At 42.2% G+C, this 15569-nt stretch carries 15 protein-coding genes; 12 read left to right on the top strand and 3 right to left on the bottom strand.

Going from position 1 to position 15569, the window contains the following annotated elements; translation table 11 throughout:
- Window positions 1-148 precede the first annotated feature (148 nt).
- The 5 genes from AB5443_RS06565 (at window position 149) to AB5443_RS06545 (ending at window position 3228) form a co-directional block, all read left to right on the top strand.
- Complete coding sequence (locus AB5443_RS06565) at window positions 149-700, top strand: RNA polymerase sigma factor (protein ID WP_073345240.1); 552 nt, start codon at window positions 149-151, stop codon at window positions 698-700.
- A gap of 84 nt (window positions 701-784) precedes the next feature.
- Window positions 785-1036: a hypothetical protein gene (locus AB5443_RS06560; protein WP_073345243.1), complete on the top strand. Its 252-nt coding sequence runs from the start codon at window positions 785-787 to the stop codon at window positions 1034-1036.
- 198 nt (window positions 1037-1234) lie between these two features.
- Window positions 1235-2002 carry a threonine/serine exporter family protein gene (locus AB5443_RS06555; RefSeq protein WP_022138286.1) on the top strand — a complete coding sequence of 256 codons (768 nt, stop codon included), beginning with the start codon at window positions 1235-1237 and terminating at the stop codon, window positions 2000-2002.
- Between the two features lies 1 nt (window position 2003).
- Window positions 2004-2489, top strand: coding sequence for a threonine/serine exporter family protein (locus AB5443_RS06550; protein WP_022138285.1), 486 nt, complete (start codon window positions 2004-2006; stop codon window positions 2487-2489).
- A gap of 10 nt (window positions 2490-2499) precedes the next feature.
- On the top strand, window positions 2500-3228 hold the full coding sequence (locus AB5443_RS06545) for a DUF6064 family protein (protein ID WP_073345248.1): 729 nt from the start codon (window positions 2500-2502) through the stop codon (window positions 3226-3228).
- Window positions 3229-3336: 108 nt separating this feature from the next.
- Here the strand turns inward: AB5443_RS06545 and AB5443_RS06540 are convergent, their stop codons facing one another.
- Complete coding sequence (locus tag AB5443_RS06540; protein ID WP_195662854.1) at window positions 3337-4146, bottom strand: SDR family oxidoreductase; 810 nt, start codon at window positions 4144-4146, stop codon at window positions 3337-3339.
- A 37-nt stretch (window positions 4147-4183) separates the two neighbouring features.
- A complete protein-coding gene (locus AB5443_RS06535; RefSeq protein ID WP_368113497.1) occupies window positions 4184-4804 on the bottom strand; it encodes an HAD family hydrolase in 621 nt (206 codons plus the stop codon).
- A 156-nt stretch (window positions 4805-4960) separates the two neighbouring features.
- On the opposite strand from AB5443_RS06535, the gene AB5443_RS06530 reads away from it, so the two are divergent.
- The 3 genes from AB5443_RS06530 (at window position 4961) to AB5443_RS06520 (ending at window position 9912) form a co-directional block, all read left to right on the top strand.
- A complete protein-coding gene (locus AB5443_RS06530) occupies window positions 4961-6049 on the top strand; it encodes a tetratricopeptide repeat protein (protein WP_368113496.1) in 1089 nt (362 codons plus the stop codon).
- 462 nt (window positions 6050-6511) lie between these two features.
- On the top strand, window positions 6512-9646 hold the full coding sequence (locus tag AB5443_RS06525) for a DUF2723 domain-containing protein (protein WP_368113495.1): 3135 nt from the start codon (window positions 6512-6514) through the stop codon (window positions 9644-9646).
- 11 nt (window positions 9647-9657) lie between these two features.
- On the top strand, window positions 9658-9912 hold the full coding sequence (locus AB5443_RS06520; RefSeq protein ID WP_022138279.1) for a DUF3098 domain-containing protein: 255 nt from the start codon (window positions 9658-9660) through the stop codon (window positions 9910-9912).
- Between the two features lie 18 nt (window positions 9913-9930).
- On the opposite strand, the gene AB5443_RS06515 is transcribed toward AB5443_RS06520, so the two are convergent.
- Window positions 9931-10806 carry an arginase family protein gene (locus AB5443_RS06515; RefSeq protein WP_368113494.1) on the bottom strand — a complete coding sequence of 292 codons (876 nt, stop codon included), beginning with the start codon at window positions 10804-10806 and terminating at the stop codon, window positions 9931-9933.
- Window positions 10807-11028: 222 nt separating this feature from the next.
- Here AB5443_RS06515 and AB5443_RS06510 point away from each other — a divergent pair, with 222 nt between their 5' ends.
- The 4 genes from AB5443_RS06510 (at window position 11029) to AB5443_RS06495 (ending at window position 15546) form a co-directional block, all read left to right on the top strand.
- Window positions 11029-12123, top strand: coding sequence for an MBL fold metallo-hydrolase (locus AB5443_RS06510; RefSeq protein WP_368113493.1), 1095 nt, complete (start codon window positions 11029-11031; stop codon window positions 12121-12123).
- A gap of 69 nt (window positions 12124-12192) precedes the next feature.
- A complete protein-coding gene (locus tag AB5443_RS06505) occupies window positions 12193-13701 on the top strand; it encodes a 4Fe-4S dicluster domain-containing protein (protein WP_307996292.1) in 1509 nt (502 codons plus the stop codon).
- A 22-nt stretch (window positions 13702-13723) separates the two neighbouring features.
- Window positions 13724-15127, top strand: a complete 1404-nt coding sequence (locus AB5443_RS06500) for an aldo/keto reductase (protein ID WP_368113492.1) — start codon at window positions 13724-13726, stop codon at window positions 15125-15127.
- A complete protein-coding gene (locus AB5443_RS06495) occupies window positions 15127-15546 on the top strand; it encodes a DUF1893 domain-containing protein (RefSeq protein WP_368113491.1) in 420 nt (139 codons plus the stop codon). The genes AB5443_RS06500 and AB5443_RS06495 overlap by 1 nt, the downstream gene beginning before the upstream one ends.
- Window positions 15547-15569 lie beyond the last annotated feature (23 nt).

Below are 15569 nucleotides of genomic sequence, written 5' to 3'. Positions count from 1 at the left end.
GCGGGATTTTTCTTTTTTATCAGTAATATCTAGTAAAAGAGTGTTATAAAACATGATACTTGTTTTTTCAATCCACAAACCAGATTTTACCTAAGGTTGCGGTCAATACTGCTTAGTTTTGCAACATCAAATCAATCGAATTAATGCTATGATGGAACAGACTAATAATTCAACCGAAACTTTGTTCGCTTCTTTTCAAGCGGGAAATATGGCAGCGTTTTCTCAACTGTATAATTTGCACATCAACGTCCTTTTTAATTATGGATTAAAGTTGACTATTGATAAAGAGTTACTTCAAGACTGCATCCATGACGTCTTCGTGAAACTCTATACTAAGAGAGATGAATTAGGAGTCATTGATAATGTCAGATCCTATTTATTCATCTCATTAAAGAATAAACTCTGCGACGAACTTCGCAGACGCATGTACACCTCTGATACATCTATAGAAGAAGTGGTTATACCGACCCCAACAGATGTAGAAGACGACTATATGGAAAATGAGCAACGCAAGAACGAGTTTTCATTGGTAAGGCGTTTACTAGACCAATTATCACCCCGCCAGCGTGAAGCACTTACCTTATATTATATAGAAGAAAAGAAATACGAAGATATTTGCGAGATTATGAATATGAATTATCAGTCCGTACGTAACTTGATGCATCGCGGATTGTCCAAGTTACGCATGCTGGCAAGTTAATATTAGTAAAAAGGTTATTTTGTTGAGTACATATACAGGATAACATCGTCCTATTTATGTAAAACGCTTAAAAAAGGATGCGATATGTGCTCTAAGGTAAAGGATTTTTTGACGGACGATGATTTCATCAACTATGTGCTGGGTGTAACTCCACAATTAGCTTCCCGATGGGAAACTTATTTCAGAGAGCATCCGGAAGAGATGGCAGATGCAGAAGAAGCTAAAGCTGTATTATTAGCACCGGCAGACGTTGCCTGCGATTTCTCAATAGTTGAAAATAAGATATTAAAAGATAGGATTGTTAGTAGTATAAAAGATTTTTCGGGTATTTTGTAGTTAGGTTAGATAAAGTTAGTTAGGTTAGTTAAGGCATTAAAAGATTGACGCAGTCTTTCATAGAAGTTTCATTGGGGAACTCTATGAAAGACTGCGTTTTTTTGTTCCCGGATATTTAGTGGGAAAATATTCAGGAATAAGGCTTGCTCCTATAACTCTTTTTCGTACTTTTGCGCCCGATTTAAAAATATCACATTCATGAAGACAAGCGAATCTTTATTATCCATAGGTAAGTTCATAGCGGAATATTCAGCCCATTTAATGGGGGCCGGAGTGCATACTTCACGAGTAGTGCGTAACTCCAAACGTATCGGAGAAGCTTTTGGCTTAGATGTAAAATTAGGCGTATTTCATAAAAATATCATTCTTACAATTATAGACAAGGAAACAAACGAAGCCTGTAATGAAGTAATAGATATTCCCGCGCATCCTATCAGCTTCGAGCACAATTCAGAGTTAAGCGCATTAAGTTGGGAAGCAGTGGACAATCATCTGTCGCTGGAAGAACTGACTGCGAAATACAGGAAGATTGTTTCCGCCCCGATGATACATCCTCTTTTCGTCCTGCTGCTGGTAGGATTCGCCAATGCATCTTTCTGCAAACTATTCGGCGGCGACTTGATTTCCATGGGAATTGTCTTCTCGGCCACTATCACGGGATTCTATCTGAAGCAGCAGATGCAGAAGAAGAAAATGAACCACTACGTCGTATTCATAGTCTCGGCTTTCGTTGCTTCCCTTTGTGCTTCTACCGCCCTTATTTTCGATACGACATCCGAAATAGCCATGGCGACCAGTGTACTTTATCTTGTTCCCGGCGTTCCCTTGATTAACGGCGTGATTGATGTAGTCGAAGGATACGTTCTGACAGGATTTGCCCGTCTGACGGAAGCCTCTCTGCTGATTGTCAGCATCGCTATCGGACTTTCCTTCACATTATTAATGGTAAAAAACAGTTTAATTTGATATGATAGCACTTGATATTCTTACTGATGGATTTTTTGCTGCAGTAGCAGGTATAGGATTTGGTGCGATTTCCGACCCGCCTTTGCGTGCATTCAAAATGATTGCCATATTGGCGGCACTGGGACACGCCTGCCGCTTTTGCCTGATGACTTATTTAGGCGTGGATATTGCTACGGCTTCCTTGTTTGCCGGATTGGTAATCGGTTTCGGCAGCTTATGGTTAGGAAAAAAGGTATATTGCCCGATGACGGTACTTTACATTCCGGCATTGCTTCCCATGATTCCGGGTAAGTTTGCGTACAACATGGTATTTTCACTCATCATGTGTTTGCAGAATGTGAATGAGCCAGAAAAACTGGATAAGTTCATGTCCATGTTCTTCTCCAACACGATGATAGCAAGCACGGTTATTTTCATGCTGGCAGTAGGAGCTACATTCCCGATGTTCCTGTTCCCACATAGAGCTTTTTCGTTAACAAGACACTAAAATTACTTTTATGGAGATTTTTTGGAGAACAATTGCCTATTATAATTCGGCTACCTGGATTTTACAGATATTTATCATCTTGATTGGTGTGGCTTTGACCGGATTGCTTATCAGCAAACCGCGTCCGTGGGTGAAGATGGCTATGAAGTTCTATATGATAGGACTTTATGCATGGATTTCTATCATTTACTATTATATCTATTGCGAAGAACGCAGTTATAATGGAGTGATGGCGATGTTTTGGGGAGTAATGGCTGTCATTTGGATATGGGACGCGATTACGGGATACACCACCTTTGAACGTACCCATAAGTATGACATATTGTCCTATATCCTGTTGGCAATGCCTTTCATATATCCCTTGGTATCTTTGGCACGCGGACTTTCTTTCCCGGAAATGACTTCTCCGGTAATGCCTTGCTCCGTAGTGGTGTTTACTATCGGATTATTACTGCTGTTTGCCCACAAAGTAAATATGTTCCTAGTACTTTTCCTTTGCCATTGGTCATTGATAGGATTGTCCAAAACTTATTTCTTTCAGATTCCCGAAGATTTTCTACTGGCAAGTGCAACGATTCCCGGCCTGTATCTTTTCTTCAGAGAGTACTTCCTGAATAATCTGCATGCCGATACCAAGCCGAAAGCGAAATACATTAACTGGCTTTTGATTACCGTTTGTGTCGGACTGGCTATATTACTGACTACAACGATGTTTCTGGAATTAGTTCCGAAGAACTAATCAGAAACAAAGCAAAAGTTCAGGCACGGATTACACGGATTTCACGGTTTCTGTTAATTACATCGCAAATTAACTACCGTGAAATTCGCGTAATCCGTGCCTGAATTGTTATTTTATTGCGTAAAATATTCGAAGGGCATATTGCATGACCGAGTCAGGCAACCATCTTTTGCTTTTTGCAAACAGGACTTGCACCAACGGGCCTACTTTAGTTCGGAAAGAAGGATTTTTGCGGGCTACTATCTTACAGATTGCAGCAGCCAATTTCCGCGGATGGCATCCGTTACGTTCTTCCTTCTCTATAATCTCCAGTGATTTCAAGAAACTTTCCCTGTAATCGGCATTCAGCCTTGTCTGCTCGGATATATTCCGGTTATCCGTGAATCCGGTATTGAAATCTCCCGGTTCTACCAGGCATACTTTAATATGAAACGGGTGCACTTCCAGTGCTAAGGCCTCACTATATCCTTCTACGGCAAACTTTGAAGCCGAATAAAATCCCTGATAGGGGATACCCATCACTCCGCCGATGGAACTGATATTGATAATCTTTCCTTTCCGTGCCTTACGCATGAGAGGCAATACTTCCCTGCACATATTCACTACACCGAAGAAATTGGTATTCATCTGCTTGTTTACCTCGTCTTCCGTAGCAAGTTCGAGAGCACCGCCGATACCTATGCCGGCATTATTAATCAATACATCAATCCGTCCCTGTTCCGATATAATCTGTTCCACAGCCTGGCGGATAGAAAGAGGACTGGTGACATCGACAACAAGCATTTTTACATTGTTCATATTTTCGGAAGGTTTCCGGCTTGTTCCGTAAACGATGTGTCCTTGTTCCGATAACATTTGAGCTGTGAACTTTCCAAAGCCGGAAGACGCTCCGGTGATAAGAATAATCTGTGACTGCATATCTTTCTATTTGCGAACGTAATAGTTACGGCAATACTTACTTATTCAATATACTTGTCAGTTCTTCCCGCCAGTCCGCTCCATTCTCCGGTTGGAATGTTTCAAATCCAAGCGCCTTTCCTATTTCGATATTGGAAGCGCCATCGTCCACAAATAAAGTTTCGGAAGGGATGATATTACAATCCTTTATCATAAAATCGAAGATTTCCGGTGCGGGTTTTGTGTGACCTGCCTGATAAGATAAGTATAGCTTGTCACAATAATCATTCAATGGAAGTTTCCTTGCAGAAAAATCCGGGCTGCAAGCCCATGACATGACAAAAGGATTGGTGTTGCTCAAGAGATATACATGATAGCTTTTCCTTAATTCCTGTATATAGTCGAGTTTGTCTAAATTCACTTCGTAGAAAAAGCCCAACCATGCTTGCTTCGTTTCTTCCATAGTCAGTTCACGCCCGCATAAATCACCCAGTTGCTTGCGGAACTCATCCGCGCTGAGTTTGCCTTCCTCGAGTTCCTGAAAGATTCCGGTTTGGTGATATTTGTCAAGGCGGGTATCCGCATCAGCCAATCCCAGTTTGATAAACGCCTGTACCGCTTTGTCACGACTAATATCTACAATCACTCCCCCAAAATCAAATACAATGTTTTTAATCATGATATATAATTTATGTTTGCTACAAAGATACGGCTTATCTTCTTAATTAATTGTTCAGAACGGCTTGATATTTGTCAAAAAAACATAGTGGCGCTATCCTGATTATTATTTATATTTGCAAATCCAATCATTTGTAGGCAAAGTAAAAGTAGAGTTATGAATAATCTTCGAATTTTATTGTATATGGCTGTCCTTTCCCTGGCTGCATGTCATCCGGAAGGCACAAATGTGAAACAAGGATTAGACAAAGCCGCGCAATTAATGGAGCAGGATCCGGATACGGCATCTGTTATTCTTGAAAACATTCAGATAAACCAAATGAATGAAGCCCAACTTGCGGAGTATAATTTGCTGTGCACGCAGGTCAACGAAGACAAGAATATCCCCCATTCTTCCGATGCGCAAATCAGGCAGGCGGCATCTTACTATGAGATGCATGGCAATGAGTATCAGAAATCAAGAGCATATTACTACCTCGCTTGCGTAGAAAGTGATTTGGAACAAAGAGACAATGCCGAAATCCACTTTAAGGAAGCAATAAAACTCGCAGCACTGACCGAAGAATATGATTATATGGCAAAGATTTGCAAACGATGCAGCCTCTATTATCAGAAATACGGCAACTTTGACGAAGCACTGGAAATGGAGAGAAAGGCTTACGCCAGTCAATTGATGCTGAATGATAGCAAAAATAATTCATCTGTCATTTTATCTTCGGCATTGGGTGTGTTCGGTGTCATGTCTCTATTACTCGGATTGCTTTGGAAAAAGAACCAGTATGTATATTCCCAACTGAGCACCTTCAAAGAAGAAATGCAGAAGAAAAACGTCGAATCGGATAGACTGATGCTGCAATGCAATTATCTCGAGGAGAAATACCAATCTCTCCAACAAGATATTTACGAAACTTCTCCTGTCATTTCCAAAGTCCGCCAGTTCAAGGAACGAACGGCATTATCTACCAAAATCCCTTCTTTCTCCGAAAAGGACTGGACTGAATTACTCCGGCTTCAGGAAAATGTCTATGGACTCGTATCCAAATTAAAAGGCATGAGTCCTAAACTCACAGAAGAGGATTTAAGGGTATGCGCCTTTCTACGGGAAGGAGTTCAGCCGGCTTATTTTGCGGATTTAATGAAACTGACAACAGAAACACTAACCCGGCGAATCTCCCGAATAAAGACGGAGAAACTGATGCTGTCAAACTCTAAAGAATCACTGGAAGATATTGTGAAGTCATTGTGAAGTTCTCCATTTAAGTTGGAAGAACTGCTCTTCGCTGACTTTTAATAAAGATAGCTATACGTCTATTAATTAATCAATTATAGTTTCCTGTCGTTTCCTGCACAGGAAACTGTCGTATCTCACCGAGGGAACGGTCGTTTCCCACCGAGGATACGACCGTTTCTCTACGAGGATACTGGCGTTTCCTTACGGGGAACCAACAATGCCGTCAGAGCTTCTCAAAGATAATCCTTATTCTTAAAAAAAGTAAGTTCTTCCTTTACTTGATTCCTGTCATACTGAAACCCTAATTAAGGACTTTTGTACACGTCTGATGTCCCAGTCCGTATTTGTCTGTTGCTCTTGATTAACATCTTTGAATATCAATATTTTATAGACTTCCCATGTCCGTATCCGTCCGGTAAAAAAGGCTGTTTTTAGTTGCGTGTTCCTTAACTTTGCAAACAAAAAAGTTAAGGAACAATGAGCAACTTATTATTTAAAAGATGGAACGATTTTAGCGGTTGGATGGTCTTTCTTATAGCAGCATTGGTTTATGGAATGACTATTGAGCCTACTGCCAGTTTTTGGGACTGTCCTGAATTTATTTCATGTGCCGAGAAGTTACAGGTTGGTCATCCGCCTGGCGCACCTTTTTATATGCTTGTCGGGAATCTGTTTACCCAGTTTGCTTCTGACGCGAAGTACGTATCATACACGGTTAACTTCCTGAACGCATTGTTAAGTGCCGGTTGTATTTTGTTTCTTTTCTGGAGCATTACCCGCTTGGTGAGGTCTTTGATTACGAGTGACAAAGAGAAGTTGTCAGTTACAGACTTCATTATCATTTTAGGTTCCGGAGTTGTAGGAGCATTGGCTTATACCTTTAGTGATACCTTTTGGTTCAGTGCGGTAGAGGGTGAAGTTTATGCCTTTTCTTCTTTCCTCACAGCTTTGGTCTTTTGGATGATTCTTCGCTGGCAGGACGAAGCGGATTCCGTATCCGGCGACCGATGGATTATCCTGATAGCTTATGTCATCGGACTGTCAATCGGAGTGCATTTGCTCAATCTCCTTTGTATTCCGGCAATTGTATTGGTGTTCTATTATCGGAAATATCAGGTAATATCCCTTAAAGGAGTGATTGGCGCAATTACCCTGTCCGGTCTTCTTATTGTACTGATTCTCTTTATCTACATTCCCGGTATGGCTGATATAGGAGGGTGGTTCGAACTATTCTTTATCAATGTATTAGGCTTTCCTTTCCAGGCGGGATTGATTGTTTTCCTGTTTTTGATATTTGGTCTATTGGTAGGAGCTATCTACCGATTCAGAAAGCGAATGATACATACAGTTTTGTGGTGCTTGCTTATGCTCACAGTAGGATATACCAGTTATGCGGTGATATTGATTCGTGCCAACGCCAATACACCACTCAATGAAAATGCGCCGGACAATATTTTTACGCTCAAAAGCTATTTGAATCGTGAGCAGTACGAAAGTGCCCCTTTGCTTTACGGAAGAACTTATGCTTCCGAACCGGAGTATATACCTGAAGGAGAATATTATAAGGTAAAAACAAAAAAAGGCAGTGCAGTATATCGTCCTGATAAGGAAGAGGGGAAATATAAAATTATCCGCTATAAAGAAGATGTGTACTATACTCAGAATATGCTGTTCCCCCGCATGTGGAATGACCGGCTGACTTCTTCTTACAAGGGATGGTCGGGAGGAACAGATAGTGCTCCCACACAAAAAGAGAATCTGACTTACTTCATTTCATATCAGCTCAATTATATGTACTGGCGCTACTTCCTGTGGAATTTTGTCGGACGGCAGAATGATATTCAAGGAAGCGGAGAACCGGAACACGGGAATTGGATTACGGGGATTTCATGGCTTGACAACCTGCGTTTGGGAAATCAGGAGCTTTTGCCTGAATCCTTGCGTCAAAATAAAGGTCATAATGTTTTTTATGGCTTACCTTTATTATTAGGACTGATTGGAATTTATTGGCAGTGGGCACGGGGGAAGAAAGGGAAGCAACAATTCAGTGTCGTATTTTTCCTGTTCTTCATGACGGGACTGGCTATTGTACTCTATCTGAATCAAGCCCCCGGACAACCTCGTGAACGGGATTATGCTTATGCAGGCTCATTCTATGCCTTTGCCATTTGGATAGGAATAGGTGCTGCGGGATTGTGTGACACGCTCCGCAAAAAGAAGGGAACAGCCGTTCAAATCAGTCTGTTAATGTTTCTTTGCCTGTTAATCCCGGTACAGATGGCAAGCCAGACCTGGGATGACCACGACCGGAGCAACCGCTATACCTGCCGTGACTTTGGAGCCAACTATCTGATGACACTTCCCGATGCGGGAAATCCTATTATATTCTGCAATGGAGACAATGATACTTTCCCTTTATGGTATAATCAGGATACGGAAGAAGTGCGTAGGGATGCACGTATCTGCAACCTTAGTTATGCACAGACCGATTGGTATATTTATCAGCAGCAATGTCCTCTATATGACGCCCCCGGCTTGCCGATAAGCTGGAATAAGAATCAATATCAGGAAGGCAAGAATGAATATGTAGCTGTACGTCCGGAACTGAAGAAACAGATAGAAGATTTATATCAGAAGCATCCCGAAGAAGCCCGTGACAGCTTCGGAGACGACCCGTTTGAAGTGAAGAATATCCTGAAATACTGGGTATTTTCAGAGAAGAAGGAATTTCACGTGATTCCTACCGATACGATAAATATCCGCATAGATAAGGACGCGGTACTCCGTTCGGGCATCATGCTTCCCAAATCAATCCGCCATTTGAAAGGGGAAGAACTGAAAAATGCGATGCCGGACAAGCTCTCTATCTCCCTGAAGGATATACATATGCTGACTAAAGTAGACCTGCTCATCCTTGAAATACTGGCAAATTGTAATTGGGAACGTCCGCTGTATATGGCTATCTCCGTAGGCGAAGCCACTAAACTAAAGTTCGACAATTACTTTGTGCAGGAAGGACTGGCATTCCGTTTCACACCTTTCGACTATAAGAGATGGGGAGATGTGGAAGGAGAAAGTGGTTATGCGATAGATACGGAAAAACTCTATGAAAATGTGATGAACAGATACAAATATGGCGGTCTGGATACTCCCGGCCTTTATTTGGATGAAACAACACTGCGTATCTGCTATTCTCACCGAAGGCTTTTTGCGCAACTTGCCAAGGAATTGGTAAAGCAAGGTGATAGTATCCGTGCAAAGCACGTGCTTACATACGCCGAACAGGCTATTCCGGCATATAATGTTCCCGAGGTCTATGAGAGTGGTTCGTATGAGATAGCCGTAGCTTATGCTTCGACAGGAGAGAAAGCGAAAGCAACTACTTTATTGAATCATCTGATAGCTGAATCGGAAGATTATATCAACTGGGCTTTCTCATTGGGAGACAATCGGATAGAGATGGTTCAGCGGGATTGTATGTATAAGTTTTGGCAATGGAATCAGTATAATGAATTACTGAAGAATACAGATGAAGAACTTTACAAGCAGAGTGACCAACGCTTTGAACAGAAATACACTGCATTTACCCAACTAATGAAATCCAAAAACTAAACTCAAAGAATATGAAGTCGAAAATAATGAAAGAGAAAGAACCGGGAACTGTCTTTGGCAAAAGAAATTATATCATTCTGACGGTCGGTTCCATATTAATTATTGCGGGTTATATAGTAATGAGCGGCGAGGGGAGTACCCTTGCCGCCTATAATCCCGATATATTCAGTAAGTCCCGTATAAGTGTAGCACCCGTATTATGTTTACTCGGATACTTGCTGAATATATTCGGCATACTTTATCGTCCCAATCAAAGCAAACTTTAATTTTTCAATAAACAAAACTTAATCCTTCAATAAAGGTAACTGATTGAGCATATTTCTAAGTTTGATTGCTATCCGCGGCATAGGTTCGGCAACGGTCAGCCCTACTAAATCATACTCAGATGAAATGTCATTAATGACACGGACTGCTTCTTTAATCTTCATGCCGTCGGGTTCAACGCCCACGGCAGCGATGATTTCTGCCGGATCCAACGCATCCATATCAAAATGGATAACGACTTTTGATACGCCTGTGTTTTTCAGCCATTCCATGATTTTTGAGCTGTCATTAGCAACTTCCTTCGGCGACAATCCTTTTACACCCAATTCTTGTTGTCTTTCCTTCATGCCTTCATCCCAGGAACGAAGTCCGACGAGTAATGTTTTGGAAGTATCCACCTTTCCGGGCAGTAAGCCCATAATTTCTTCATCACCCATTCCCATACAGGCTGTGAGCGCCATGGCATGATAACCTTTGTAATCATCATATGGCAGGTTTATGTCGGGATGCGCGTCTATCCAAATGATAGCGACATCGTCCGGATATTTACCAATCAAATATGTAAACGGAACTACACTCACAGAACATTCTCCCCCTAAAGTAACAATCCTGTCGGGATTATTCTCTTTCAGTAGCTCAAGTGCTGCTTTAGTTTGTTTCAATAGTACACCACGCGCACTGATACCTTTTTCTATGGCTCTGTCATTTATATCCAGTGAAACAGGGACTTCAACGGTCTTTTGATTCGTTTGCGGAGCCAGATAATTCAATAACTGCGCTCCCAGGTAATACCCCCTGGATGAATCTTCAGCCGGAATATCAGGCATCCAATGATCTACAATTCCCCCTTGCCATTGAGGATAAATAAAACGGAGAGTTGAACTTTTCTTTTCCATATTCACATTATTAGTTTGTTTCTCTTTTCACTATACGGTTCTTGCAAAAATAGAATAAATACTTCTAATATCATTAATATTTCAGAAATACATGATAGTAATAAATTTAATGTCCATAACGCGTTTCAGTAATTATGGTATGATAATCTGTAATATATATACTACTCACTTTTCTAAATTCCTGTATATTTGCTGCGTGAAATAATTTAGCTACTTAATTATATGCGTATTATATTCAAGAAACTTAGAGCACGTATGATCATAGGATGTATATTAGCTATAATGGCGTTGCTGGCTGTGTCAGTCCTTGTTTTTATCAATCAGCCCAGTTTTGGCCGGACACCCCGTGGCGAACGGTTGGAAAGAGTTCAGAAATCTCCCAATTACAGAAACGGAGCATTTCAGAATCAGCATGAAACGAAATTAATGACTTCAGACAGAGGACGTTTCGAAGGTATTTGGGAATTTATTTTCAGAAAGATAGACGGGCTGCGCCCCGACCAGCCTGTCAAGGCAATAAAGACTAACTTACGGAAGATAGACAGAGATAAGGAAGTATTAGTTTGGTTCGGGCATTCCTCTTATCTCATTCAGATGGGCGGAAAGCGGGTATTGGTCGACCCGGTATTTTGCATGGCTTCTCCCGTTTCTTTCGTCAATAAGCCATTCAAAGGAACAGATATTTATCAGCCGGAAGATATGCCGGACATTGATTATCTGATAATCAGTCACGACCATTGGGATCATTTGGATTATAATACGGTCAAAAAGTTAAAAGACCGGATTGGGACAGTGATTTGCCCGTTAGGTGTCGGCGAGCATTTCGAGTACTGGGGATTCGATAAGGAACGTATTGTCGAACTTGATTGGAACGAAGATGCAAACCTGACTGACGGTTTTAAAATCTATTGTCTGCCTGCCCGTCATTTTTCCGGTCGCGGACTTTCCGCCAATCAGTCGCTTTGGGCTTCTTTCTTATTGGAAGCTCCTGCACAGAAAATCTACATCGGCGGAGATGGGGGATATGATACTCATTATGAAGAAATCGGTAATCGTTTCGCTAACATTGACCTTGCCATTCTTGAAAATGGGCAATACAATGAAGAGTGGAGTTTAATTCATTTGATGCCGCAATATATGGCACAGACAGCCAGGGATTTGAAGGCAAAGAAAATTTTGACCGTGCATCATTCTAAATATGCGTTGGCCAAACATCGTTGGGACGAGCCTCTGAAGAATGCGGAAGATATGAAGAATAAGGACTCTCTGAATGTGTTGATTCCTGAAATCGGAGAGGTCGTGCCATTAGAAAAATGAAAGATTCATCTGTCTTGATTGTTTCGGATATTGAGATATAACTACTATAATTTGAAAATTAATAAATTTATGCTACGTACTATCAGACTTACAGCCGCCATCGTGTGCTTCACGCTTATTACCCTGTTGTTTCTTGACTTCACGGGTACCTTGCACACCTGGTTCGGATGGTTGGCGAAAATTCAATTTCTGCCGGCTCTATTAGCCTTGAATATAGGTGTCGTATTGTTTCTTGTTGTGCTTACTTTCCTTTTCGGGCGTGTGTACTGCTCGGTTATTTGTCCGTTGGGGGTATTTCAGGATATTATCTCCTGGGTATCAGGCAAGCAAAAGAAGAACCGCTTTCGCTATTCACCTGCAATGAAATGGTTGCGATATGGTGTTTTAGGAGTATTCATTATTATGATGGTTGCAGGGTTGAATTTCCTGGCTATTCTGATAGCACCTTATAGTGCGTATGGCCGGATAGCTTCCAGTCTCTTTGCACCGGTATGGCAATGGGGAAATAACCTGTTAGCATATTTTGCCGAGCGAATGGACAGTTATGCCTTTTACGAGGTGGATGTTTGGATGAAAAGTCTTTCAACGCTTCTTATCGCTGTGGTTACCTTTATAGTTCTCGGCGTTTTAGCGTGGCGCAACGGGCGTACGTATTGTAATACGATATGTCCGGTGGGTACTGTATTGGGATTCATTTCCAAGTATGCGATATTCAAACCCGTGATTGATGCTTCCAAATGTAATGGCTGTGGCTTATGTGCCCGCAACTGCAAGGCGTCATGTATTCATTCAAAAAAACATGAGATTGATTACAGCCGGTGTGTAGCTTGTATGGATTGCCTGGATAAGTGTAAACGTGGAGCTATCAAGTACACGAGACGGACTGCTACAAAAGATACGTCTGTGGCAGAAACAGTCAAAGCGCACTCTGTTACTGCGGAACAGGTAGATAACGCCCGGCGTAGTTTTCTTTCAGCATCGGCAATCTTTGCTACGATTTCCGTATTGAAAGCCCAGGAAAAGAAAGTGGATGGGGGATTGGCTGCTATTGAAGACAAGAAGATTCCCAGTCGGGAGAATCCTATTTATCCGCCGGGGGCATTAAGTGCCCGTAATTTTGCGCAGCATTGCACTGCCTGCCAATTGTGTGTTTCCGTATGCCCCAACCAAGTGTTGCGTCCTTCTGATAATCTGATGACCTTGATGCAACCCGAAATGTCATATGAGCGTGGATATTGTCGTCCAGAATGTGCGAAATGTGCGGAAGTATGCCCGACAGATGCCATTCACTTGACCAGTTTGGCTGAAAAATCAGCTATTCAAATCGGCCACGCTGTATGGATAAAGGAGAATTGTGTGCCATTGACCGATGGTATGGAGTGTGGCAACTGTGCTCGCCATTGTCCTACTGGAGCTATTCAGATGGTGGCGTCCGATTCTGAAAAGTCGGATTCTCCAAAGATTCCGGTAGTGAACGTAGAGAAGTGTATCGGCTGCGGAGCTTGTGAGAATCTTTGTCCTTCTCGTCCGTTCAGTGCTATCTACGTGACAGGACATCAAATGCACAGAATTATTTGATTTAATAAATCAGTATAAGATTATGGAAGAAAAAAAGAAAAAAGATATAAATAGAAGAGATTTCATTAAGATTGTAGGTATCAGTGCTGCCACGTCGACAGGTTTACTATACGGATGTTCTTCAAAAAACAACTCCGCTTCGGGCAGTGCCACGGGAGAAGGGGAGATACCGACTGATAAAATGACTTACCGGACATCTCCAACTACCGGTGACCGTGTTTCACTTTTGGGATATGGTTGTATGCGCTGGCCGCTCAAACCCGCTCCGGACGGTAACGGAGAAGTCATTGACCAGGATGCCGTTAACGGATTGATCGATTATGCGATTGCCCATGGAGTGAATTATTTCGATACATCTCCGGCTTATGTACAAGGTTTTTCCGAGAGAGCAACGGGTATTGCGTTGAGCCGCCATCCCCGAGATAAATATTTTATCGCTACCAAACTGTCCAACTTTTCTCCGGACACATGGTCGCGTGAAGCATCACTTAAAATGTATCACAAGTCATTCGCCGAACTTCAGGTTGACTACATCGACTATATGTTGCTTCACGGCATTGGCATGGGCGGGATGGATGCCCTTAAAGGACGGTATCTGGATAACGGCATACTCGATTTCCTGATAAAGGAACGCGAAGCAGGGCGTATCCGTAATCTCGGATTCTCTTATCATGGAGATATTGAAGTATATGATTATCTGCTTTCACGGCATGATGAAATTAAATGGGACTTCGTGCAGATACAGCTCAATTATGTAGACTGGAAGCATGCGAAAGCAACTAACGCCCGAAATACCGATGCCGAATATCTGTATGGCGAACTGCACAAGAGAGGGATTCCGTCTATTATTATGGAACCGCTTCTGGGTGGGCGTTTGTCTAAGTTGAATGACAACTTGGTGGCACGTCTCAAGCAACGCCGTCCCGAAAACAGTGTCGCTTCCTGGGCGTTCCGTTTTGCCGGCTCATTCCCGGATATACTGACTGTATTAAGCGGCATGACTTATATGGAACATCTGCAGGATAATCTCCGTACTTATTCTCCCTTGGAACCGTTGACGGATGAAGAAATGGACTTCCTCGAAGAAACGGCACAGTTGATGCTGAAATATCCTACCATTCCCTGCAATGACTGCAAGTATTGTATGCCTTGCCCGTACGGACTGGATATTCCGGCTGTTCTCCTGCATTATAACCGTTGCGTGAACGAAGGAAATGTGCCCAAGAACGGACAGGATGAAAACTATGCCAAAGCCCGTCGCGCATTCCTCGTCGGTTATGACCGTAGCGTGCCGAAACTTCGTCAGGCAAGCCATTGTATCGGATGCAACCAGTGTGTGGCGCATTGTCCGCAAAACATAGATATACCCAAAGAGTTGCATAGGATAGACCAATTTGTCGAACAACTGAAACAAGGAACTTTATAATGGAAGAATTAATCAATTTATTACATAGCGGGGGATATTCCTGCGTGATTGCCAACGAAGGAAAGGTACGTACTTTTACCCAACGCGGGGTGGCCGACTTATATGATTTGCTGACTCAGGAACCGGATTTCCTGAAAGAAGCTTTGATTGCCGATAAGGTTGTCGGGAAAGGGGCGGCAGCCCTGATGATTTCAGGTGGTATAAAAGAACTGTACACGGATATTATCAGTTCTAAAGCTATGGACTTGTTTCGGACATCGGATGTAAAAGTCGGTTTCGGGCAGGAAGTACCTTTTATCTGGAATCGCGACCGCACGGGATGGTGTCCTGTAGAAACGATGTGTAGTGAAGAAGAATCTGTTGAAGCTATTTTACCGTTGATTTGTGATTTTCTTGAGAAAATCAGAAGCAGAAAGTAAAAGAAAGAATCAGATACACGGAA

The organism is Bacteroides sp. RTP21281st1_H5_RTP21281_210402, from assembly GCF_040918965.1.
GTDB lineage: Bacteria > Bacteroidota > Bacteroidia > Bacteroidales > Bacteroidaceae > Bacteroides > Bacteroides congonensis.
The sequence above is the reverse complement of the archived record's forward strand: the minus strand, read 5'-3'. Positions and strand labels throughout refer to the sequence as shown.